The 23,206-nt window shown below is 63.5% G+C and carries 22 protein-coding genes and 1 pseudogene; 9 read left to right on the top strand and 14 right to left on the bottom strand.

The annotated features are described in order from the left end of the window. Positions 1–315: 315 nt before the first annotated feature. The 3 genes from infA to BCA01S_RS04245 all read right to left on the bottom strand — a co-directional run bounded on the left by infA (position 316) and on the right by BCA01S_RS04245 (position 1,776). Entirely contained in the window at positions 316–591 is a 276-nt protein-coding gene (gene infA / locus BCA01S_RS04255) for a translation initiation factor IF-1 (protein ID WP_013343004.1), read from the bottom strand. Positions 592–754: 163 nt separating this feature from the next. Then, positions 755–1,036: a hypothetical protein gene (locus BCA01S_RS04250; RefSeq protein ID WP_027775843.1), complete on the bottom strand. Its 282-nt coding sequence runs from the start codon at positions 1,034–1,036 to the stop codon at positions 755–757. 521 nt (positions 1,037–1,557) lie between these two features. Further along, entirely contained in the window at positions 1,558–1,776 is a 219-nt protein-coding gene (locus BCA01S_RS04245; RefSeq protein ID WP_020066239.1) for a hypothetical protein, read from the bottom strand. 195 nt (positions 1,777–1,971) lie between these two features. Here BCA01S_RS04245 and BCA01S_RS04240 point away from each other — a divergent pair, with 195 nt between their 5' ends. Then, the gene (locus BCA01S_RS04240; RefSeq protein WP_020066237.1) at positions 1,972–2,616 is read left to right on the top strand and encodes a helix-turn-helix transcriptional regulator; all 645 of its coding nucleotides are present in this window, start codon (positions 1,972–1,974) and stop codon (positions 2,614–2,616) included. A gap of 29 nt (positions 2,617–2,645) precedes the next feature. Continuing rightward, positions 2,646–2,849 carry a DUF1653 domain-containing protein gene (locus BCA01S_RS04235; protein ID WP_027775842.1) on the top strand — a complete coding sequence of 68 codons (204 nt, stop codon included), beginning with the start codon at positions 2,646–2,648 and terminating at the stop codon, positions 2,847–2,849. 49 nt (positions 2,850–2,898) lie between these two features. Here BCA01S_RS04235 and BCA01S_RS04230 read toward each other — a convergent pair whose 3' ends face one another. Beyond that, positions 2,899–3,210: a 2Fe-2S iron-sulfur cluster-binding protein gene (locus BCA01S_RS04230; protein ID WP_027775841.1), complete on the bottom strand. Its 312-nt coding sequence runs from the start codon at positions 3,208–3,210 to the stop codon at positions 2,899–2,901. 217 nt (positions 3,211–3,427) lie between these two features. Beyond that, a complete protein-coding gene (locus BCA01S_RS04225; RefSeq protein WP_027775840.1) occupies positions 3,428–5,404 on the bottom strand; it encodes a sigma-54-dependent Fis family transcriptional regulator in 1,977 nt (658 codons plus the stop codon). A 397-nt stretch (positions 5,405–5,801) separates the two neighbouring features. Between BCA01S_RS04225 and BCA01S_RS04215 the strand changes: the two genes are divergently transcribed. Next, the gene (locus BCA01S_RS04215) at positions 5,802–6,092 is read left to right on the top strand and encodes a DUF1488 family protein (RefSeq protein WP_027775839.1); all 291 of its coding nucleotides are present in this window, start codon (positions 5,802–5,804) and stop codon (positions 6,090–6,092) included. A 30-nt stretch (positions 6,093–6,122) separates the two neighbouring features. Here BCA01S_RS04215 and BCA01S_RS04210 read toward each other — a convergent pair whose 3' ends face one another. From BCA01S_RS04210 to BCA01S_RS04190, 5 genes are all read right to left on the bottom strand, one after another. After that, the gene (locus BCA01S_RS04210; protein ID WP_027775838.1) at positions 6,123–7,424 is read right to left on the bottom strand and encodes an NCS2 family permease; all 1,302 of its coding nucleotides are present in this window, start codon (positions 7,422–7,424) and stop codon (positions 6,123–6,125) included. Positions 7,425–7,626: 202 nt separating this feature from the next. Further along, on the bottom strand, positions 7,627–7,887 hold the full coding sequence (locus tag BCA01S_RS04205) for a DUF4148 domain-containing protein (RefSeq protein ID WP_027775837.1): 261 nt from the start codon (positions 7,885–7,887) through the stop codon (positions 7,627–7,629). Between the two features lie 120 nt (positions 7,888–8,007). Beyond that, a complete protein-coding gene (locus BCA01S_RS04200; RefSeq protein ID WP_027775836.1) occupies positions 8,008–8,781 on the bottom strand; it encodes a slipin family protein in 774 nt (257 codons plus the stop codon). 136 nt (positions 8,782–8,917) lie between these two features. Further along, positions 8,918–10,627, bottom strand: coding sequence for an NfeD family protein (locus tag BCA01S_RS04195; protein WP_027775835.1), 1,710 nt, complete (start codon positions 10,625–10,627; stop codon positions 8,918–8,920). An 81-nt stretch (positions 10,628–10,708) separates the two neighbouring features. After that, entirely contained in the window at positions 10,709–11,746 is a 1,038-nt protein-coding gene (locus tag BCA01S_RS04190; protein WP_027775834.1) for an AraC family transcriptional regulator, read from the bottom strand. 211 nt (positions 11,747–11,957) lie between these two features. Here BCA01S_RS04190 and BCA01S_RS04185 point away from each other — a divergent pair, with 211 nt between their 5' ends. The 6 genes from BCA01S_RS04185 to BCA01S_RS04160 all read left to right on the top strand — a co-directional run bounded on the left by BCA01S_RS04185 (position 11,958) and on the right by BCA01S_RS04160 (position 19,428). Continuing rightward, a complete protein-coding gene (locus BCA01S_RS04185; RefSeq protein WP_027775833.1) occupies positions 11,958–13,091 on the top strand; it encodes an acyl-CoA dehydrogenase family protein in 1,134 nt (377 codons plus the stop codon). A 96-nt stretch (positions 13,092–13,187) separates the two neighbouring features. Next, positions 13,188–14,891: an AMP-binding protein gene (locus BCA01S_RS04180; RefSeq protein WP_027775832.1), complete on the top strand. Its 1,704-nt coding sequence runs from the start codon at positions 13,188–13,190 to the stop codon at positions 14,889–14,891. Between the two features lie 80 nt (positions 14,892–14,971). Continuing rightward, a complete protein-coding gene (locus BCA01S_RS04175) occupies positions 14,972–16,480 on the top strand; it encodes a CoA-acylating methylmalonate-semialdehyde dehydrogenase (protein ID WP_027775831.1) in 1,509 nt (502 codons plus the stop codon). 28 nt (positions 16,481–16,508) lie between these two features. Next, on the top strand, positions 16,509–17,438 hold the full coding sequence (mmsB, locus tag BCA01S_RS04170; RefSeq protein ID WP_027775830.1) for a 3-hydroxyisobutyrate dehydrogenase: 930 nt from the start codon (positions 16,509–16,511) through the stop codon (positions 17,436–17,438). Next, on the top strand, positions 17,435–18,271 hold the full coding sequence (locus BCA01S_RS04165; RefSeq protein WP_027775829.1) for an enoyl-CoA hydratase: 837 nt from the start codon (positions 17,435–17,437) through the stop codon (positions 18,269–18,271). Before mmsB ends, BCA01S_RS04165 begins: the two co-directional genes overlap by 4 nt. Next, positions 18,268–19,428 (top strand): enoyl-CoA hydratase/isomerase family protein, encoded by a 1,161-nt coding sequence (locus BCA01S_RS04160; protein WP_027775828.1) that lies wholly within the window; start codon positions 18,268–18,270, stop codon positions 19,426–19,428. Before BCA01S_RS04165 ends, BCA01S_RS04160 begins: the two co-directional genes overlap by 4 nt. A gap of 37 nt (positions 19,429–19,465) precedes the next feature. Here the strand turns inward: BCA01S_RS04160 and BCA01S_RS04155 are convergent, their stop codons facing one another. The 4 genes and pseudogenes from BCA01S_RS04155 to BCA01S_RS04140 all read right to left on the bottom strand — a co-directional run. Then, positions 19,466–20,728 carry an MFS transporter gene (locus BCA01S_RS04155; RefSeq protein WP_027775827.1) on the bottom strand — a complete coding sequence of 421 codons (1,263 nt, stop codon included), beginning with the start codon at positions 20,726–20,728 and terminating at the stop codon, positions 19,466–19,468. 85 nt (positions 20,729–20,813) lie between these two features. After that, positions 20,814–21,638, bottom strand: a complete 825-nt coding sequence (locus tag BCA01S_RS04150) for a siderophore-interacting protein (protein ID WP_027775826.1) — start codon at positions 21,636–21,638, stop codon at positions 20,814–20,816. 106 nt (positions 21,639–21,744) lie between these two features. Continuing rightward, a complete protein-coding gene (locus BCA01S_RS04145) occupies positions 21,745–22,557 on the bottom strand; it encodes a PadR family transcriptional regulator (RefSeq protein ID WP_027775825.1) in 813 nt (270 codons plus the stop codon). Between the two features lie 241 nt (positions 22,558–22,798). Next, positions 22,799–23,023: pseudogene (locus tag BCA01S_RS04140) on the bottom strand (methyl-accepting chemotaxis protein); the annotation flags it as partial. Positions 23,024–23,206: the final 183 nt, after the last annotated feature.

Below are 23,206 nucleotides of genomic sequence, written 5' to 3'. Positions count from 1 at the left end.
TTGTCTGCGGGCACTCGGGGACTCAACGCAAGCTTGATGACTGAAGTCATGCACCATGAAAGGGCGTGCACGACCCATGCACCGAAGCGGCGCGAGAAAGAGCGATCATGTGAGTACAGCCGAACGGCGAGAGCGCATGAAGCGCGATTGACATCGCAACGATCGTCGCGACGAACTGCTGAGATAAAGCGCCGCCGCTGCGCGCCGCTCAGATTTGACTGGAGCCGAACCGGAGAAGGCGCGCGAAAGGCTTCGCGAACAACGTTGCTGCAGTGGCACGCCAGCTAGCCCGAATGGGGCCGCGTGCCGTTCGCCTTAACGGCGACGGAATTGCGAGTTGCTACGGGCAGCGCCGCCACCGCCTGCGCGCTCGTCTTTGTGACGGAAGTTGATCCGTCCTTTGGTCAGGTCGTAGACCGACAGTTCCAGCGTCACGCGGTCGCCCGCGAGAATACGAATATGGTTCTTGCGCATGCGTCCGGACGCGTAAGCGCCAACTACGACGCCGTTGTCGAGCGTCACGCGGTAACGACTGTCCGGAAGTACTTCGTCGACGATACCGTCAAGTTCAAGCAGTTCTTCTTTCGCCATGCATAACTCCTGGTCGATGGGATATGGGTTGCGCGACGCCTTGTGGCGGCGCTGCATCTGATACGGTTGCCAGCGGGTTCAGGCCCGCTGCCTGCGGCACCGGCTTATGCGCCGATTTATGCGCCGATACTAGTGCCGCGCGTGTTGCCGCGGCTCGTGCCGCTCAAAGATCGGCGACCGACTGGCCATCCACGCGGCCGTCGATCAGTTGTTCGGCGTGAGCCATGCACGCAATGCGCGCCTTGCCCGTGCCGTCGAACGGAAACAGATACTGCAGGCGGAACACCCGGCCCTCGGCCGCCGCATTGGCGCCGACACGGCAGATGCGCACCGACGCGTCGTAGCCTGCGTCCGGGTTGCGGCTCGTCTGACCGTCTGTCGGACGGCGCGGATAGACGAGCGGGTGAATCTCATAACCCTTGTACGTCTTGACTGCTGAGTTCATAAGCATATAAGTATCCTGTATTACGTGGCCGGTGTGTCACGCGTGTTACGCGCGGCACCACTGGCCGGGCAGCGCAGCACCTTGAGGCGCGCCGCCATGGAAAAAGGTTGGCACAGGCCCAATGGGAAGGGCTTGAGCGCGCCGCGCAAAGTCGCGGATTCGATGGAGAAAAAACACGCTGATGTCGCGCGGACAGCGGGCGGGAAGCGGAAACCCGTTGAACAACACAGCTGCACAACTCGCGACGGCTAATGCAGGCGGCGCATTGCCGGAGTGACGGGATCGCCGGCGGGCGGCGGCCGAACAGTCGGGGATGTTGCGGAGATGCCGCGAAAAATGCCGGGTTGAGACTGCCAGTGCTGCAAATGCGGAATACGACTATTCCAATATGATGCACTAAATAGGGCTAATTGGATAGCAAAAAGTTCCCCGCACGAACCGACCGCCCGGTCGGCGGGCATCCGGCGGGACGTCAGAAAGCTCGAAAGAGCGGAAAAGGCCGGGAAAGACCGGAAAGCCAGTTAGCCGGAGGTTTCGGCAATGCGTTTCTGTAATTCGCGGGACGCCGCGAGCGGAATGCGCGCGTCGTCCCACGCGGCGAGCCATTCGACTTCCTTCGACGTAAAAATCTGTCCGTGATTGCGCAGCGCGTATTGCAGCGAATCGATGATGTGGTTGCGAATGATTTCCGGCGTTCTCTTGTCGTCGAGCACGGCGCGAAATGCTTCGAGCGTTGCCATCTGCTGCTCCGTGAAGTAGATCGCCTTTTATCGCACGAAAAAATAGCGCTTGCCACGAGGACAAAATTCGCCGCGCTCCGCCGGCCATGCGGGTGGCTACAATGGCGAGTTGCCGGGCGGGCCGCACATCGCTGGAACTGCCCGATTTTCGATCATTCGCCTTCAACACAGCGCCCTCGACCGCTGCCATTTTCAATGCGCCAGACAACCGTGTCTCCTGTGAAAGACCTGCTGCTCGAGCGTTACGCTCCCATCGCCGACGGCATCGCGGCGCTTTTCTACCCGTGCGCGGAGGTTGTGATTCACGACTTGCGGGATCAGACCATCGCCTACCTCGTGAACAATCTGTCGAAGCTGGAAGTAGGCGGCCCCTCGGTGCTGGACGAAGTGCACTATGCGGCGCGCGGCCGCACCATCGGCCCTTACGAGAAGCTCAATTGGGACGGCCGGCGCATGCGTTGCGTGAGCAACATTCTGTTCGACGACAACGGCAAGCCTGCCGGCATGCTGTGCATCAACTTCAATATTGCGGTGTTCGAGGACGTGCGCTCCACGCTCGATCTCTTTATCCGCGGTGGCAATCTGACCGATGCTCCTGCCGAGGACCTCTTTCGCGACGACTGGCAGGACCGGATCAATACTTACCTGCACACGTGGCTGCGCGAGCGGCAAATCGGCATCAACGCGCTCACGCGCGAGCATAAACGTGAAATCGTCGAGGCGCTGCATGCGCAGGGCGCGTTTCGCGGACGCAGTTCGGCGAATTACGTAGCCGCCGTGTTGACGATGGGGCGCGCGACCGTCTATAAAATTCTGAAGCAGATGAAAGAGGGCGGCTGAATCTGCCGCTTCCTCACAAGGACTATTCAATGGTGCAGACCACACGTTACCGGCATTACAAAGGCGGTATTTACGAGTTGATATGCGAGGCGACGCTGGAGTCGGATCCGGCTGTCACGATGATCGTCTACAGGGCGGCCAACGGCACGATCTGGACGCGCCCGGCATCGGTGTTCTTCGAGCATGTGGAGCATGAGGGCGCGAAGGTGCCGCGCTTTGCTGCGATAGAGTGAACGCGCGCACACCGGACGCACCCGCATCGGCGACCTCTCGCCGCACTGTTTAGCGTGATGGCGGGGCTTCTATCGCTTCCGGCGCTTCAATCACTACGTCAGTTTCGGCGATCGCAACGCACGGCAAGATGTAGCCTTCCTGTTTTTCGTCACGGCTCAGTCCAGGCCATTCAATCGTATAGCGCACGCGTCCGGCCGTCATTTTGCACAGACATGTGCGGCAAGTACCGTTGCGGCACGAGCGGGGCAGACGCAGGTTCGCAAAGCCGGCGGCTTCGAGAATCGTCAGCGTATCGGGTGCTTCGAAGCTGCAGCCGAGCGGCTCCACGCGAACGAGAGGCGGGCGGTTGTGATCGGACATCGTGAGAATGTGGGGCTGGACGCGTCACACTTTACACGGCGGATGGATAATGCGCGGGGCCAATAGGCGGGCGGCGCCGTGAACCGGCCGCCACGCGGTTGCCGACCGCAGTGCGGTGGTGAATGAGGCGAGCACTCGGCTAGCAGCACGCGGCTGGTGGCACGAGGTGACACAGTCGCAGCGAAAGCACTTACCAACAACACCGCAGCAACAACACCTAATGAGCCGCCCCACCGCGCCGCAAATACCGGTACACCGTATTGCGCGCGAGCCCCAGTTCTCGTGCCGCGGCCGACACGTTGCCGTCGAGGCGCGCCAACGTCTGCGCGATCAGCGCGGCTTGCCAGTCGTCCATTCGCGAAGGCTGAGGCGTATGCCCGCTACCTGCATCGCCTGTCCCATCATCGACGGCCTCGACAGTTGACGGCGCGTTGTCGTCGGCCGCCGCATCGTCGCAATCGTGCAGAAAGTCTTCGGGTAGATCGTCGAGCTCGATCTTATCCGTGCCCTCTGCCATGATGCTTGCGGTGCGCAGTACATTTGCCAGTTGCCGCAGATTGCCGGGCCAGCGGCATTGCATGAAGCGCTCGAGAACCGCCGCAGAAACGCGGCGCGGCAAGCCGTCGGCCTCGGGCTGGAGTTCGAGCATCCGCTCGACCAGCGCGGCGAGATCCGTGCGCTCGCCCAGTGCGGGCAAGGTCACTACGAGTCCATTGATCCGGTAGTACAGATCTTCGCGGAAGGTGCCTTCGGCGATCATTGCGCGCAGATTGCGGTGCGTCGCGCACACGATCCGCAGGTCCACCGGAATCGCGCGAGTACCGCCGAGCGGCAGCACCGTGCGTTCCTGCAGCACGCGCATCAGCCGCACTTGCTGGGCGAGAGGCATATCGCCGATTTCGTCGAGAAACAGCGTCCCGCCGTCGGCCTGCACGATCTTGCCGACGCTGCCCCGCTTTTTAGCGCCGGTGAACGCGCCGTCCTCATAGCCGAACAATTCCGCTTCGATCAACGTATCGGGCAGCGATGCGCAATTCAACGCGACGAACGGCGCCGCGCGCCGCGGTGAATCGTGATGGATCGCGCGCGCGAGCCACTCCTTGCCGGTGCCTGTTTTCCCGAGGATCAGGATCGGAATGTCGCGGCCGCGAACCTTGGCCACGCGGGCCAGAATCGCGGCCACTTTCGCGTCGCCGGTGTCGAGCGTTTCAAGCGTAGCGAGCGGCGCCGGATCGGCGGTATGCGGCACACCACGCGCACTTTTCGACGCAACGCTGCGCGACCCTTGCGTCTCGCCGATTGACGGCGTCACATAACGCTGCGCGGAATATTCGCCGCGCGCGACGACCCGCACGCCGCTCGGCAACGTGAGCACGGTATTCTCGCCGGGCGCGCGAGCGATCTGCTGCAGCAAGTGGGCGAATGGGACGCCGAAAAGCGCGTGGAACGGTTGTCTCTGCAAAGCGGCGAGCGGCTGGCCGAACTGGAACAGCGCGCTCCTGTTTGCCGAGAGGAATGTACCGTCCGCGCCGAACGCGGCAAGTCCTTCGAAGAGCGTACCGATGAATTCGGCGCGCGCGTGGAAGTGCACGCGGACCGCATCGGCGAATTGATTGGAGAACAGATGATTCTCGATCATCTGCGCGGACATGCGCACGAGCGCGAGCGTGTGTTTGTGAAAGCCGCGCGTGTCGCCGCTGACGTCGAGTGCGCCGATGGTGTGCCCGAACGGATCCACAATTGGCGCGCAAGAACAGGTGAGAATACGGTTAGCGTGCAGAAAGTGTTCATCTGCGTGAACGACGGTCGGCTGCGCGTCGACGAGCGCAGTGCCGATAGCATTCGTGCCGCGATCGGCCTCCGCCCACGACACACCCGGACAGAGCGCGACACGGTTCGCCTTCTCGACGAAGTCGCTGTCGCCGAGACTGTGCAGGATCACGCCGCGGCTGTCGGTAAGCAGCACCATGCTTTGCGTATCGACAATCTGCGCGTGCAGCGTTTCCATGACCGGCAATGCGTGCGTATAAAGCGACTGATTGCGATCCACCAGTTCGCGCAGTGCAAGCCGGTTCAGCGGATGAAAATCCGGCGTTTCCGATGCGCGCAACCCGAGTTCGACCGAGCGCGCGTGAGCTTGCGCGATGACGTCGGGCCGACCCACGGTGGGCGGCGTTGCAGTGCGATGGGTCAAGGCATGTCTCCGGTAATCGGACAGGCGGGTACATTGCCAGCCTTTCGATGCCGCAGCGCAGCATGCGCGCTTGCGGCCCAACACCGATAGTACAGGACGTCAACGGTTGTGCGCGGCAGGGAAAATACCGCGGCGGCACGACGCACCGTGCACAATCTGTGCGCGCGCCGCACCGCGATCACGCAAACAAAAATGAAAACTTGCGCCGCGCGCGAACTCGTCTAAAGTGAATCAAATCATCCTCGCGGGGCGCGAACTGCGTCCGCATGCAACGGATGACGAGCCCGCGTCGCCAGCATTAGACAAGGAGGAAAAAGCTGAAGGCGCGACCAGCTGCAACCGGCGTGCGCATTACCCATGCGAATCATGCGCAGTGCCCAACTTCCAGGTGACTCCCATGCAGATCCTTTTCCCGAACGAAAGTCCTGAATATTCAGGTCGCGAACTCACCCTGGCGTTTCCGGCGCTGGTCGATGGGCAGAGGGTCGAGTGCATGATCACTGCGGAAGCGCTGGAAGATCATTTTGGCGCCGCCTCACCGCGTCTCGAAGACATGGTGGGCGCTTTCGACACGCACCGTGAGCGGATCGAAGCAGCCACGCGGCGTCTCCTGTCGGAAACGAGCGCGCAGTGCGTCGTGCTGCGAAGCGGCTATGTGCGCTTTTATGAAGCGAACTGGCGTGGCTGAGGCGAGCGGCACGCCGGGCCCGGTGTGAGCTTACTCGCTGCCGAGATAGAAATAGCGGAACAGAAAAATCGCGGCGATGATCCACACCACCAGCTTCACCTGACGCGCGCGGCCCGTGAGCAGCTTCAGCCCCGCATACGAGATGAAACCGAACGCGACGCCATTGGCGATGGAATAGGTGAACGGCATCAGCAATGCGGTGAGCGCGGCCGGTACGACTTCGGTTGCGTCGTCCCACGGCAGGTCGAGCATTTCGCGCAGCATCAGGCACGACACATAGAGCAGCGCTGGCGCCGTCGCGTAACCGGGCACCACGCCCGCGAGCGGCGCGAAAAAGAGCGCCGCGAGGAACAGCACGGCCACGGTAATGGCGGTGATGCCGGTGCGCCCGCCTGCCTGGACGCCCGACGCGCTCTCGATGTAAGCAGTGGTGGACGATGTGCCCAGCATCGAGCCGGCCAGAATGGCAGTGCTGTCAGCGAGCAGCGCGCGGTTCAGGCGGTGCATCTTGCCTTCCACCAGCAAGCCCGCGCGATTGGCCACGCCCATTAGCGTGCCGGTTGCATCGAACAGTTCGACGAGGAAGAACACCAGAATCACGTTCAGCACACCCGTAGACAATGCGCCGCGAATGTCGAGCTGAAAGAGTGTCGGCGAAATTGACGGCGGCGCCGAGACGATGCCGTGAAACTGGTTGCCGCCAAAGAAAAAGCTCAGCACCGTCACGCCGACAATGCCGATCAGAATTGCGCCGCGCACGCGCAGATAGTCGAGCGTGACGATGGCAAAGAAGCCGATGACCGCGAGCACCACATGCGGGTTATGCAGATCGCCGAGCGTGACGAGCGTGGCCGGATTGCCGACCACCACGCCCGCCGTCTTCAGCGAAATGATCGCGAGAAAGAGGCCGATGCCGCCGGTAATGGCAATGCGTATGGAGTGCGGAATGCCGGTGACGATCACTTCGCGCACGCGAAACAGCGTGACCACGAGGAACAGGCAACCGGAAATGAATACTGCGCCGAGCGCGGCTTGCCACGTGAAACCCATGCCCTTGACCACGGTGTACGCGAAGTACGCGTTCAGGCCCATGCCGGGTGCGAGCGCTATTGGGTAGTTCGCATAAAGGCCCATGATCAGCGAGGCCAGCGCCGCGACCAGACAGGTCGCAACGAACACGGCGTCTTTCGGCATCCCCGCGTCGCCCAGAATTGCCGGGTTGACGAAGATGATGTAAGCCATGGTCAGAAAAGTCGTCAGGCCGGCCAGCACTTCCGTGCGCAGGTTTGTGCCGGCCGCGTCGAGGCCAAAGTAGCGTTTTATGGAATCCATATGGCGGGTCTCTCGTCGTAGGGGCGAGATGATACCTTGCCAGCGCCCCCGTCGCAGCCGCAAGCGAATTTACGATGTCGCGCCGAGATGGCCGAAGCCGGAGTCAAACGAAAAGCGGCAGACCGCGTTCGAGCCGCCAGCGCTCGCGACCGTTGCAATCGCGGGCGCGGACAGTGCAGCCTGCCGTTCGGCAGCAAGACGCTTATTGCGTGACGCTCGGCGCCGGTTGCTGCGCGCGCCGTTCGGCGACGATGCGCGCGGCGCGCTGCGCGTTGTACGGGTAACTGATCCAGTCGAGCGGGTCGTAGCCGGCGGCGAGCCACTCGACCAGATCGGCCTTGACCTCGGCGCGCGTCTTCGGCGCGGAGGGGTCGTAAGGCCGTGTTGACGACTGCGCAAACGCGGCGCTCATGCTGGCAGCGGCCAATAGCGCGCCGAGTACAAATCGAAAGAACACTTTCATGACAGGCTCCCTGGGAGCGGTGATAGACGATTCAAACATTTTAAATTTCGCAGGTATCCGGAATAAGGCGTTGCGAGGCAATGCACCGTTTCATCCGGCGAGCGAAAGCGGTGTCCGGGATCAAGGTGACGGCGGTCTGGTGAGACGCTCGACCACCGCGTTCAGCAGATCGACCGGTAACGGGAATACGATTGTCGAGTTCTTGTCGGCGGCGATCGTCGTGAGGGTTTGCAGATAGCGCAACTGCATCGCCTGCGGCTCGCGCGCGAGCGTCTGCGCTGCTTGCAGCAGATGCTGCGAGGCCTGCAACTCGCCTTCCGCGTGAATCACCTTGGCGCGCCGTTCGCGCTCCGCTTCGGCTTGACGGGCAATCGCGCGGATCATGGTTTCGTTGATGTCGACATGTTTGATTTCGACGATCGCGACCTTGATGCCCCACGCATCGGTCTGCGTGTCGAGCACTTTCTGGATGTCGGCGTTCAGTTGCTCGCGGTCCGCGAGCAGTTCATCGAGTTCATGTTTGCCGAGCACTGCGCGTAGCGTTGTTTGCGATAGCTGGCTGGTCGCCTCGAAATAGCGCGCCACCTGGATCACGGCTTTTTCCGGATCGACGACGCGGAAGTACACGACGGCGTTGACCTTCACCGAGACGTTGTCGCGCGTGATGACATCCTGCGGTGGCACGTCGAATACGACGGTGCGTAGATCCATGCGCACAACCTGCTGGACGACCGGAATGATGAGCACGAGCCCCGGCCCCTTGACCTTCCAGAAGCGCCCGAGCATGAACACGACGCCGCGTTCGTACTCGCGAAAGATCCTGATTGACGAAGCGATGAGCGCGGCCGCCATCAGGATCAGGATGCTGGTGAAACCAAAAGTAAACCCAATCATGAATTGTCTCCTGTCGACCAGAGTTGGCGCTTCAGCGCTTACTCTGGTCCCATGCAAAGCGGTCGACCAGAGTTGGCGCTTCAGCGCTTACTCTGGTCCCATGCAAAGCGGTCGACCAGAGTTGGCGCTTCAGCGCTTACTCTGGTCCCACCCTTTGCTCCACCATGCCCTCGACTGGCGCCACGGGCACAACCGTTAGCGTGAGCCCGTTGCGCGCGGTAACGCGCACCGCCTGGCCCGCCGCGACGGGAACAGCGCTCGACACCTGCCAGCGCTCGCCTTTGACCTGCGCCCAGCCGCCCAGCATGCCGTTGGCCGCGGCGGCGCCGGCGGGCAGACCGCCTTCGAGCACCACGCCCACGCTGCCGATCAACCCTTCCGAACCGGTCACGACCGGCCTGCGCCGCGCGCGCAGCGCGAGCCTCGACACGCCCAGCACGAACAGCACGCTGAATACGACGACGGCGGCAATCATCGGCAACGGGATGCCGTAACCGGGCACATCGGTGTCCATCAGCATCAACGCGCCGATCACGAACGCGACAATGCCGCCGAAGCCAAGCGAACCGAACGTCGGCAGGAACGCCTCGCCGATCAGAAACGCAATGCCGAGAAAGATCAAACCGAGGCCGACGTAGCTGATCGGCAGCATCTGCATGGCAAACAGGCCGATCAGCAAGCTGATTGCGCCGACTACGCCCGGCAGCACGAAGCCAGGATTGGCAAACTCGAAGAAGAGGCCGTACATGCCCAGCATCAGCAACATCAGCGCGACGTTCGGATCGGTGATCACCGCGAGGAAATGGCTGCGCCAGTCGGCTTCGAGCATCACGACGGGGGCTTGGGCTGTCGCGAGCTTGACGTTGCCCGTGCTCGTCGTGACCGTGCGGCCATTGAGCTGGCGCAGCAGGTCAGGCACATCGCGCGCGTTCAGATCCACGACATGTTGCGCCAGCGCGTCGCTTGCGCTCAGGCTCACCGCTTCGCGCACCGCGCGTTCGGCCCAATCGGCGTTGCGCCCGCGCATTTGCGCGAGGCCGCGGATGTAGGCAGCCGCGTCGTGGACCTGCTTGCGCAATTCTGTCGATTGAGTGTCGAGCGGGAGCGCGCTTGCGGCGCTGGTAGCGGCGTCACTCGCCGCGCCGCGCGAAGCGTTGCCGGAAGCGCCGGCGGATGCAGCCCCAGAAGCAGCGCCCGCTGAACCGGCCGGCGCCTTCGGCTCCCGGTCGTCCGTGCCGGGCAAACCGGGCAAGCCCGGCTTTTCGCGGCCTGGCGGCTCCGCGCCGCCAATGCCCATCTGGATCGGCGTCGCCGCACCGAGATTGGTGCCCGGCGCCATCGCCGCAATGTGGCTCGCATAGACGATGTAGGTGCCAGCGCTCGCCGCCCGCGCGCCGCTCGGGGCGATGAACGTCGCGACCGGAACCGGCGAGCCGAGTATTGCCTTGATGATCTGCCGCATGGACGTATCGAGCCCGCCCGGCGTATCCAGTTGCAGCACCGCGAGCTGGGCGTGATCGTCGGCGGCGCGCTGCAGGCTGCGCACGATGAAGTCGGCGCTTGCCGGACCGATCGCGCCGCTCACAGGAATCACAACGACGCTATTGGACGCATGCCCGGTGGCGGCCTGTGTAGTGACTGGCGCCGCCTGGGCCGCGGGCGCCAACGGGTATTCGCACGACGCGAACAGCAAGCCGCATACGAACGCAACCGCGCCCCCGAATACGAACGTCAAAAGCATCCCTCGCGCGGTCATGCCGCGCATGAGCCGGCGCACAACACCGCCGTGGATAAACGGCCGATGCGCGCCGGATTGCCGGAACGGGCGACGCGGATACGTGCTCATCGCTAAGGGCGCCGCGCGCCGTCGACGGGTATCGACCGGCGCGGGCCGACACTCCAGTAAGACTGGCCTGCTGCTTACAGCTTAGTCCGATTCCGCGCGCCGCGTGAACTCCGCACGCACTGGCCGGTAGTCGGTGGGCCGCATGCCTGTCCATTTGCGGAATGCGCGATGAAATGCGCTGGGCTCGGCGAAGCCTACCGAGGCGGCGATGTCCGCGATCGTGCGCCCGGATTGCTGCAGTTCGCCGATTGCAATGTCGCGCCGCAGGTCGTCCTTGATCGACTGATAGGTATGACCCTCCTGTTTCAGCCGCCGCCGCATCGTCGCCTCGGCGACGTGCAGGCGCGCGGCCATCTGGTCAGCCGCGGGCCAGTTCATCATGGGCAGCGCGCGCAGCGTCTTGCGAACGCGCGCGGCGAACGAGCCGGGATTACGGTACTTGACGATGAAGCTTGCCGGCGCGTCCCGCAGGAACGGCTTGGCCGACTTCGCCGTCTGGATCACGGGTAGCTCGGCGAACACCGGTGAGAGATCCACGTACGACTCCGGTTGCCCGAATGCCATGTCGTCGCAGAACATGAGCCGGTACTCGTGCGCGGCGGGAGGCTCCGCGCAGCGAAAGCGCGCCTCGATCAACGGTATGCGGCGTCCGACGAGCCAGCACAGGAGCCCGTAGACGACGATGAAATACGTCGCGTAAGCGAACATTGTCGGCGGCTTTGCGCCTTTGCGTTCGACGAAGCGCAGCCGCACGCGCTGGGCGTCCGTCTCGATGCACGCGCCCAGGTCGTCCAGCACGAGCCGCATAAAGCCGACCGCTCGCGCCAGCGCCTGCGCGCCGTTGCGCGCCGTGAGCGCCGTCTGCGTCATCGCGATGAAGCTGCCGCATTTCATGCGATGCGAGTCCTGACCGAAGAACTCGTCGTCGAGCGCGCGTGCTATGCCCGCCCACAGCGCGCCGTATTGCGCGGACGACACGCGGCTTTTCGGCGATGCCAGCATGGGCGCAGCGATGCCCGCGGCTTCGGCGAGCGGGAGCGCGTCGAAACCGCGGGCCCTGGCAAGCGCGAGTGTTTCCTCGACGAGACTCACGGAGATCGTGCCTTTATCGGTCTTCATCGGCGTTTGTTCGCAAGCGTGGCAGAGTGGCAATCGCGCTCAACGTTTTCCCTATGGTGACTCGACATGGGACGAGAGAGTGGCCGCGTGAGCAATACTGCATCGTACCAGTATGGCAAACGCGCTCACACACAATGATCGGGCTGAGCATCGAAGCCGGCGGGCGGCTTGCCTACACTTGGCCTCGAACGCAAGCAAAGGACTCGGACCCATGGACAGCTTCTACACCGAAGAACAACGCATGATCCGCGACGCCGCGCGCGACTTCGCGACCGAGCGCCTCGCGCCGAACGCTGCCCAATGGGATCGCGACGCGCAACTGCCGGCGGACGTGGTCAGGCAAATGGGCGATCTAGGCTTTCTCGGCATGATCGTGCCGTCGCAGTGGGGCGGCTCGTACACCGACTACGTGGCCTACGCGCTCGCCCTGGAGGAAATCGCCGCGGGCTGCGCCGCGTGTGCGACGCTGATGAGCGTGCATAACTCGGTCGGCTGTGGGCCGATCCTGAACTTCGGCAGCGACGCGCAAAAAGACCGCTATTTGCACGACCTTGCGACCGGACGGCGCATCGGCGCGTTCTGCCTGACCGAGCCGCAGGCGGGCTCCGAAGCGAACAATCTGCGCTCGCGTGCGGTTCTACGCGACGACAAATGGATACTCAACGGCAGCAAGCAGTTCGTGACCAACGGCGCGCGAGCCGACATCGCGATCGTATTCGCGGTCACGGACCCCGACCGCGGCAAGCGTGGCCTGTCCGCGTTCATCGTGCCGACGGATACGCCGGGTTTCAACGTCGGCAAGCCCGAACACAAGCTCGGCATTCGCGCCTCCGACACGTGTCCGATTTCCCTCGACGACTGCGCGGTGCCGCAAGCGAATCTGCTCGGCGAACCGGGCGAGGGCTTGCGCATCGCGCTGTCGAATCTCGAAGGCGGGCGCATCGGTATCGCCGCGCAGGCCGTGGGTATTGCACGAGCCGCGTTCGACGCCGCGCGGGCCTATGCGAGCGAGCGCATGCAATTCGGCAAGGCGCTGAAAGACCACCAGACCATCGCGAACATGCTTGCCGACATGGCCACGCGCCTGAACGCCGCGCGTCTGCTCGTGCACCACGCGGCGCGCCTGCGCTCGGCGGGCGAGCCGTGCTTGTCGGAGGCATCGCAGGCGAAACTGTTCGCGTCCGAGGTCGCAGAAGAGGTCTGCTCGGACGCGATCCAGATTCACGGCGGCTATGGCTATCTGGAGGATTACGCGGTGGAGCGCCACTACCGCGACGCCCGCATCACGCAGATTTATGAAGGCACCAGCGAAGTGCAGCGCATGGTGATCGCGCGTCACGTTTGAACGCTGCGCGAACGGCGTTTGAGTGCAAAATAGCTTGCGGACAAAAATTAAACCCGAGCAAACGCGGATTCATACCGCGCCCATCAGGAGACGACCATGACTGCAGCGAAAGCCTTTTTCGACGCGCGTGACCTGTTATTGCGCCATCGAACCGATTACGAGCGCGCTTACCGCGAATTCGCATGGCCCGCGTTGGACCAGTTCAATTGGGCGCTAGACTACTTCGACGTCATCGCACGCGACAACCACAACACCGCGTTGTGGATCGTCGACGACCCGGCCAGCGAAGGGCTGCGTCTCTCGTATGCGCAAATGTCGGAGCGCTCCGCGCGCATGGCGAACTTCCTGCGCAGCGTCGGGGTGAAACGCGGTGACCGCGTGCTGCTGATGCTGCCCAATCGCGTCGAACTGTGGGACGTGATGCTCGCCGCGATGAAGCTCGGCGCGATCGTCCTGCCGGCCACGACCCAGCTTTCCGCCGACGACGTGCGCGACCGCGTGCAGATCGGCGGCGCGAACTTCGTGTTGGTCGACAGCGCAGAGCTATCCAAGTTCGATTCGCTCGACGTGCCGTTGACGCGTCTTTCAGTGGGCACACCGCGCGACGGCTGGACCGATCTTGCGGCGGCATATGACGCATCGCCGCAATTCACGCCCGACGGCGTGACGCGCGCCACCGATCCGCTGCTGCTTTACTTCACGTCCGGCACGACCTCCAAGCCGAAGCTCGTGGAGCATACGCATCAAAGCTATCCAGTTGGCCACCTGTCGACGATGTACTGGATCGGTCTGCAACCGGGCGACATCCATTGGAATATCAGTTCCCCTGGCTGGGCCAAGCACGCTTGGAGCTGCTTCTTCGCGCCGTGGAATGCGCAGGCCTGTGTATTCGTTTTCAACTTTGCGCGCTTCGTGCCGAAAGACACGCTGGATGTGCTGGTGCGCTTCAACGTCACCACGGTGTGCGCGCCGCCCACTGTGTGGCGCATGCTCGTGCAGGAGCACCTTACCGATTATCCGGTGAAGCTGCGCGAGATCGTCGGCGCGGGCGAGCCGTTGAATCCGGAGATCATCGAGCGCGTGAAGCACGCTTGGGGCATTACGATTCGCGACGGTTTCGGGCAGACCGAGACCACTTGCCAGATCGGCAATTCGCCGGGGCAACCGGTCGTTGCCGGTTCGATGGGCCGTCCGCTGCCGGGCTACAGAATCGAGCTGCTCGACGCCGACGATCAGCCCGTGACCGAAGGCGAGATCGCGTTGCCGATTGGACCCGATGGCAAGCAGCGGCCCCTCGGTCTGATGACAGGCTATGCGAACAGCGAGAAAGCGACTGCCCAGGCGATGCGCAACGGCTTTTACCGCACGTCAGACGTGGCGCTGCGCCGCGAGGACGGCTACTACGTGTATGTCGGTCGTGCAGACGACGTCTTCAAATCGTCCGATTACCGGCTCAGCCCGTTCGAACTCGAAAGCGTACTGATCGAACACGAGGCCATCGGCGAGGCGGCTGTTGTGCCGAGCGCCGATGCGCTGCGCCTGTCGGTGCCCAAGGCATTCGTCACGGTGCGCCACGGCTATCAGGCGGGGCCCGAGCTCGCGCGCGCCGTGTTCGCGTTCTCGCGCGAAAAACTCGCACCGTATAAGCGTATTCGCCGTCTGCAATTCAGCGAGTTGCCGAAGACCATCTCCGGAAAGATTCGCCGCGTCGAGTTGCGGCGCCGTGAAATGGAGCGCCAGGCGGAACCGGCGCGCTTGCCGGACGAATACTGGGAAGAAGATTTCCCGGACCTGCGCTGAGTCGCGCAGAGCGTTACCGAACATTTTCTGTTTCCAGTCACTGTCCGGCCGTCACGCGGCCAACGCACAGGAGTTTCAGCATGAGCGCAATTGCTTCGAATACCGTCAAGCTGCTGATCAACGGCGAGTTCGTCGAATCCAGGACGACCGAATGGCGCGACGTCGTCAACCCGGCGACGCAACAGGTGCTGGCGCGCGTGCCGTTCGCTACCGCCGGTGAAGTCGACGAAGCCATCCGCTCGGCGCATGCCGCGTTCACAACGTGGAAGGACACGCCGATCGGCGCGCGCATGCGCATCATGCTCAAGTACCAGGCGTTGATCCGCGAACACATGCCGCGCATCGCGAAGACGCTGAGCGCGGAGCAGGGCAAAACGATTCCCGATGCAGAAGGCGACATCTTCCGCGGACTCGAAGTGGTCGAACATGCCTGTTCTATCGGCACCTTGCAACAAGGCGAATTCGCGGAGAACGTCGCCGGTGGAGTCGACACCTACACGCTGCGCCAGCCGCTCGGCGTGTGCGCCGGCATCACGCCGTTCAACTTCCCCGCGATGATCCCGCTATGGATGTTCCCGATGGCGATCGTATGCGGCAATACGTTCGTGCTGAAGCCTTCTGAGCAGGATCCCATGTCGACAATGCAGCTGGTCGAACTCGCGCTGGAGGCGGGCGTGCCGAAAGGCGTGCTGAACGTGGTGCACGGCGGCAAGGACGTGGTCGATGCACTCTGCACGCATGAACTGGTAAAAGCGGTCTCGTTCGTTGGCTCGACGGCGGTCGGCACACATGTGTACCGCCTCGGCAGCGAGCACGGCAAACGCGTGCAATCGATGATGGGCGCAAAGAATCATGCCGTCGTGCTGCCCGACGCAAACCGCGAGCAGACCTTGAACGCGCTTGCGGGTGCGGGCTTTGGCGCGGCTGGGCAGCGCTGCATGGCGACTTCGGTCGTGGTGCTGGTGGGCGCCGCGCAGCAATGGCTGCCGGACATCGTCGCCAAGGCGAAGACGCTGAAGGTGAACGCGGGTAACGAGCCGAACACCGATATCGGCCCCGTTGTCTCGCGCGCGGCGAAAGAGCGCATTCTCGGCTTGATCGAAGCCGGTGTGAAAGAAGGCGCTACGCTCGCACTCGACGGCCGCGGCGTGACGGTGCCCGGTTATGAGCAAGGCAATTTCATTGGCCCGACGATTTTCTCGGACGTCAGCACGGAGATGGAGATCTATCGCACGGAGATTTTCGGGCCGGTCCTGCTCGTGCTGAACGCGGCGACGCTCGACGACGCAATCGCGCTCGTCAACCGCAATCCGTTCGGCAATGGCGTCGGCCTCTTCACGCAGAGCGGCGCGGCGGCGCGCAAGTTCCAGAGCGAAATCGACGTGGGCCAGGTCGGCATCAACATTCCGATTCCGGTTCCCGTGCCGTTCTTCAGCTTTACGGGTTCGCGCGGCTCGAAGCTCGGCGACCTCGGACCCTATGGCAAGCAGGTCGTGCAGTTCTACACGCAAACCAAGACCGTCACCGCGCGCTGGTTCGACGACGACACGGTCAACGACGGCGTGAACACGACCATCGGCCTGCGCTGAACGACGCCGCGAGAACGGAGACGACATCATGAAAATAGGCTTTATCGGGCTCGGCAACATGGGCGCGCCGATGGCGCACAACCTGCTGAAGGCCGGCCACGCGGTCAATGTATTCGACCTCAATGCGCAAGCGGTGCAGGCGCTCGTCAACGCGGGCGCTCACGCTGCCGCTTCGCCGAAAGCGGCGGTGGCCGACGTCGAATGCGTGATCACGATGTTGCCTGCGGCAGCACATGTGCGCAGCGTGCTGACCGCGGACGACGGCGTGTTGGCCGGCATCCCGCAAGGCGTGACCATCGTCGATTCGAGCACGATCGATCCGGCCAGCGTGAAGGCGTTTGCCGAACTTGCGCAGCAACGGGGCAACACGTTTGTCGATGCGCCCGTGTCGGGCGGAACCGGCGGTGCGGCTGCGGGCACGTTGACGTTCATGGTCGGCGGCAGTGCCAGTGCGTACGAGAAGGTCAAGCCGGTGTTGTCGGCGATGGGCAGGAATATCGTGCATTGCGGCGATACCGGCACCGGCCAGGTCGCGAAGATCTGCAACAACCTCGTGCTCGGCATCACGATGGCGGGCGTGGCGGAAGCCATGTCGCTGGGTGAAGCGCTCGGCATCGACGTGAAAGTGCTGGCCGGCATTATCAATACGTCGACGGGGCGCTGCTGGAGTTCCGACACGTATAACCCGATGCCCGGCGTAATCGATAGTGCGCCGTCGTCGCGGGAATACAGCGGCGGCTTCGGCACGGATCTGATGCTGAAAGATCTCGGGCTAGCCGCCGACGCCGCCAGGTTCGCGCGTCAACCGGTCTACCTCGGCGCGCTCGCGCAGCAGCTTTATCAAACGATGAGCGCAAAGGGCGCGGGTCGTCTGGACTTTTCCGCAGTCATCAAGCTCTATCGTCACGAGACCGCGGGAAACACCGCCAAAGCCACCGGCAATGGAGATGCGCGATGATCGAACTCGACTACGCACATGAGGGCGCCGTCGCGCAACTCACGCTGAAGCGTCCCCCTGCGAACGCATTCACACCGGACGGTCTGTTGCAATTGCAGCAGACGGTGGAGCGCCTGAACGGCGAGACTCGTGTCCGGGCAATAGTCATTACCGGCGAAGGTCCGAAGTTCTTCAGTGCGGGCGCCGACCTCAACGCTTTCGCCGACGGCAATCGCGAAATGGCGCGCGTCGCGGCAGCGCGCTTCGGCGCGGCCTTTGAAGCGTTGCAGAATGCGCGGCCCGTGGTGATCGCTGCGATCAACGGCTTTGCGATGGGCGGCGGGCTGGAATGCGCGTTGGCGTGCGACATACGGATCGCCGAACAGCACGCGGTGATGGCGCTGCCCGAAACCGCAGTTGGCTTGCTGCCTTGCGGTTGCGGAACGCAAACGCTGCCGTGGCTCGTTGGCGAAGGCTGGGCGAAGCGCATGATTCTCACCGGCGAACGCGTGGATGCGGCGACCGCGCTGCGCATCGGTCTCGTTGAAGAAGTCGTGGAGAAGGGCGCCGCGCGCGAGGCTGCGTTGAGCATGGCGGCGCGCGTCGCGGCACTGAGCCCGCAGGCTGTCGGCTTCAGCAAGACGCTGATTCATCAGGCGCGCAATGGCGTGCCGCGCTCAGCCGCGCTTGCACTGGAGCGCGAGCGTTTTGTCGATCTGTTTGACGGCGCCGATCAGCGCGAGGGCGTCAATGCGTTCCTCGAAAAACGCACGCCGCGCTGGCAGATCGCGCAAGGTGAACACACAACGAGCTCGACGCAAGCAGCACACGCTCACGGGGAGACGCAACGATGAGCGCCTTGCAGAGCGTCGTGCCCGAGCACGCGTCCGTTACAGTCGGCGAAGCTCAACGAGAAATCCAGTTTCGTGTGATCAACCGTGTCGCGGTCATCACGCTGAACCGGCCGGCAGCGCTCAATGCACTGTCGCACGCGATGATTCGCGAGCTCGCCGTGCTCGTCGAGCATTGCCGCAATGACGACAGCATTGTCGCGATCGCATTGAAAGGGGCTGGAAACAAGGGCTTTTGTGCGGGCGGCGATGTGCGCGAAGTGCACCGGCTCGCCACAAACGGCGACAGCCGCTGGCTCGCGTTTTTCGTCGACGAATACCGGCTCGACTACGCATTGCACACGTTTCCGAAGCCGGTGGTGGCGATACTCGACGGTATCGCGATGGGCGGCGGCATGGGCCTCGGACAGGCGGCGCGTTTGCGCGTCGTCACCGAGCGCAGCAAGATTGCGATGCCGGAGACGCGCATCGGCTTCCTGCCGGACGTCGGCGCAACGCGTTTTCTGAGCGTGATGCCCGCGGAGCTCGAGTTGTACTTGGGCCTGACGGGCGCGACATTGTCCGGTGCCGATGCGTTGCGGCTGCAACTGGCTGATCAATGTGTTCCTGCCGACTGGCTGGCTTCTTGCGAACAGCGATTGCAGCACATGTCGCACGAGGGCGATCTGCTGAGCGCATTGCGCGGGGTCGTCGAGCCGCCGTGCAACATCGTGCCGCACGCCGCGATCACGCCATTTGCGCAACTGATCCAGCGGCACTTCGACCGGCGTTCGGGCGTCGACAGAATCATGGCGACGTTGCGGCACGATCTCGAACGCGACCCGCCGCGCGAAGTCAGGCAGTGGCTGCAGTCCACTTGCGATGCGCTCGCCGCGCATTCACCCACCATGCTTTACGTCACACGTGAGGCGCTGTTGCGTGGCCGGCAGATGACGCTCGCCGAGTGTTTCCGGATGGAACTGGGCATCGTCAAGCGCGCAATCGAGGAGGGCGACTTCTGCGAAGGCGTGCGCGCGCAGTTGATCGATAAAGATCGCAAAGGACGCTGGGCGCCTGCCACGCTCGCAGAAGTGCGGCCCGAGCGTGTCAGGCACTTTCTGAGTTCGCCGTGGAAGCAGGAGGCGCATCCGTTGGCGGATCTCGGCGCGGAACCGGTCTGATGATCGCGACGAGGCCGTGCGGTCGGGGCCGTGAGTCTCAGCTTTCGCCGACGACCTCACCATGCACGACCGCGGGTGCCGCTGTGGCGCTATCGCTCTGAGCGCCTCGAACTCGCGAAACCCACAGAATGCCGGTGAGCGCGACCGCAACCGACACCCATCCGACGGTTCCATAGCCGACTATCTGGCCGGCGGACGAACTGCCGAGCATGAGACCGCCGATCCACGCGCCGCATCCTGTGCCGAGCGCCTGGAGCGCGCTGTTTGCGCTGAGAAAGGCGCCGCGCCGATCGGGCTGCGGCACGGTGGTCAAGAGGGCCTGCATCGGCACCATTCGCCCCGACATCAGCACCATGAAAACCGGGAAGAACAGAAGCAGCGCAAAGAACGGCAGGTCCGGCAGGTGAGTGACGAAAAGGACTGGCAGACAGGCAAGCAGCGCCGTGATACGGAAGACGCGCCGTGCACCGAACCGGTCTGCGAGTCTGCCGACCCGCCGCGAGGTGAAGAACGTTGCTGCTCCACCGGCCATATATAGCCACGACAGTTGCTCGGGCGACACGCCATGATTGGCAACCAGCACCGGCGAAATGAACGGAATGACCAGCATATGCGCGACCATCATCACGAAGGTCAGTGCAAAGGCCGCCATATGCCGCGGGTTGCCGAGAAGCCGCATCAGATCGGGCAGTATTTCGGCGAGCGGCGGTTGGCGCCGGCTGAGATGTCCGGCCAGCGACGGCACCAGTTGCCAGCCCGCCACCCACACGGCGAACGACAGTCCGACCAGCAGGAAGAATGGCGCGGCCCAACTGAAATGCGCGCCCAGCATCACGCCGGCCGGCACGCCGGCGATTGCGGCGAGAGAGAAGGCCGTCATGATCGTGCCGGTTGCGGCGCCACGTCGTTGCACGGGAATCACGTCGGCGACGATCGCCATGATCACCGATGCCAGCACGCCCCCCGTTATCCCTGCGAAAGCCCGCGCGGCCAGCAGCAACGCGAAGCTGCTCGCCAGCGCGCACGCGAGATTCGACATCGCGAACAGCGCATACATGGTGAGCAGCAGACGGCGCCTGTCGAAGCGGTCGATGTAGGTGGCCGCGAAAAGTCCGGACAGGCCCGAGCACCACGAATACGCCGACACCGCGGTGGCAAAACCGGCCGGCGCAATGCCGAACGCGTGCATGATCTGTGGACCGAGCGGCATCATCACCATGAAGTCCATGATGATGGTGAACTGGGTCAGCGCAAGCAGCCAGAGCAAACGGCGCTCGTGCTTTGCGTCAATTGAATACATTGGCAAGGTTCCTTGTTGTTGTTATAAACGCGCCGCTTGCACGCGTCTGGCCGCTCATCGCATAAGCCGGATGCTCGCTAGGCGCTCAGTCGTCTATCGTTTCATGCACGGCCGCCGCGCCCTGCTTCCAGTAGCTCGCCGCGCGAATACGCGCTTTGTCGAGGCCACGTTCCGTGCACAGGTGATGACGAATCGCGCGGATGGTCGCCGACTCGCCCGCAGCCCACACATAACCTTCGCCGTCTTCGGGCAGATACGTTTCGCGGACCGCTTGCAGCAAAGCCTCGCCGCGCACGCCGGCTTCGCTGCGATAACGCCACACCAGATGCAACTCGGCTTGAGTCTCGAACTCGATGCGAGCCGACGGGTCGGCCACTTCGATCACGGCGGCCACGCGCTTGCCCGCCGGCAGTTCCTGGAGTCGGCGCGCGATTGCGGGCAGCGCGGTGTCGTCGCCGATCAGAAAATGCCAGTCGAAAGCGGCGGCAATCACGAGTGAGCCACGCGGCCCGCCGATGTCCAGATACTGCCCGACCTGCGCTTGCGCAGCCCATGTGGCTGCCGGACCGGCTTCGTGCATGGCGAATTCGATGTCGAGTTCGCGTGCTTCGCGATCGAAGCGGCGCGGCGTGAAGTCGCGTGCGGTGGGGCGCCGTCCTTCGGGAAAGACCGGGCCGTCGGGGCCGGCTTGCGGCAGCACGGGTTTGTCCGCGCCAGGTTCGGGGAAGAACACCTTGATGTGATCGTCGAACGAAGCGGACACGAAGTCGTGCAAGTCTTCGCCGGTAAAGGTCACGCGGATGAGATGCGGTGTCCGCGCCTGCACTTTGCTGACTTGCAGCAGGCGGAATTTGAGCGGGTGCCGCACGCGATGCACGGCGAGGTCGGGTCGGTTTTCTGAAGTCGTCATTGAGCTGGTCCGATGCAAAGCGGTAGGTTCGGTGAGCCGCGTAGTGCGCGTTAGCGCGGCGTGCGTGCAGTGAAGAGCCGGGCGTGAGGCGCCGGCGTTTGCGATGTCACGCGGTGGATGCGTCGTCGCTATGACCGCTGCCCGGATTGCGCTCGCCTTCGATCGCCTTCACCGCGCGCATCAGGATCGCGGCAATGCGGCGCTGTTCGTCGGCCGGCGCATTGTCACGACGCAGCAGCGCATTTTTCAGCGCGCGGCGCGCTTCGTTCAACTCGGGCGCCCAACCGCCTTCGCTGATGTCGGCCGGCTCTTCGCCGGCAAACGCGCGGCGCACCGAATCCATCTTGCGCGCGATGTGGCTTAGCTTCGCAAACATCAGCTCGACGCGGTCGCGGTTGGCCGCGAGATAGTCGCGCCCCGCTTGCGCCAGTTCATAGCGCTTGCGATTGCCTTCGAGCTGCACGGTGACGTAGCCGAGTTCTTCCAGATACGTGAGCGCCGGATAGACCATGCCGGGGCTCGGACTGTAGAAGCCGTTCGAGCGTGTTTCCAGCGCCTTGATGAGTTCGTAGCCGTGGCTCGGTTGCGCGTCGATCAGCGAGAGCAACAGCAGTTGCAGATCGTCGGAGCTGAATTTACGGCCGCGCGGAAACCCGTCGCCTTCGCCGCCGAAGCCGCCCGGCCCGCCGCCGAAATGACCGCGCCCGCCGCGGTGGTCATGGTGGCGTCCAATCGCATGCCAGAGCGCATGGGGCGAGAAACGATGGCCCGCATCGGCGTGTTCGCCGGGACCCTTGTCGTGAGCTTCACGATGATGGCCGAACGCATGCCACCATGCGTGCAGCAACCGGCGCTCGAAACCCGCGCCGGAGGGATAGTCCCCGCCGTGCGGGCGGCCTGAACGATGATGATGACGCATCTCGCACACTCCATTTGTGTCTTAAGATGTGTCGTAAGATATATATCTAAAGATAGTTTGTCAAATATCTGGAGGGGTAATTCCGAATCTCTCCCAGTCTCGCGCTGCCTCGAGGGCGGCTGCCGTGGTCGTCGCCGGTGTTTGCGCCATCGCAGTGCGAGCCGTCACGGCGGGGGAGGCACAGCATGTCTATGTCCCGGACGCTTGCCCTGCAATGCGCCACTCGGCGTTACGCAGGTCTGTCCGCTGCCGTGCGGACCTGCGCGATGAGGCGCACGAGGCTCGTTTGCATGTCGCCCATGGAGGCCAGCACGCTGCCCCGCGGGGCCTCTGCTGCGCCGGGCACGCTGCTCAGGTCGCCGGCTGCAACGCGGCGCGTGACCTCGCTGAGATCGCGAGGTTCCGCCCCAAGCGCACGCGTCAGCATGCGGGTAATCAGCAGTGCATCGATTACTGCGAGCGCAACCTCGCCAAGGCCAATGGTGATGGTCGATGACGTAGTGCCGCTCATGTTTGCCGATGACCGCGGGGATTGGTGCGCCTTTAAGGTCATACGACAGAACGCCTGGCGGCGCACTGACGCATCTGATGGCGACCGTACCCGCTGGACTGATAGCCTCTTACGTTCAAATCTATAACTCATCAGGGG

It is taken from the genome of Paraburkholderia caledonica NBRC 102488 (assembly GCF_000685095.1).
Lineage (GTDB): Bacteria > Pseudomonadota > Gammaproteobacteria > Burkholderiales > Burkholderiaceae > Paraburkholderia > Paraburkholderia caledonica.
Note: the sequence above shows the minus strand (reverse complement) of the source record. Positions and strands in the feature narration are given on the sequence as shown.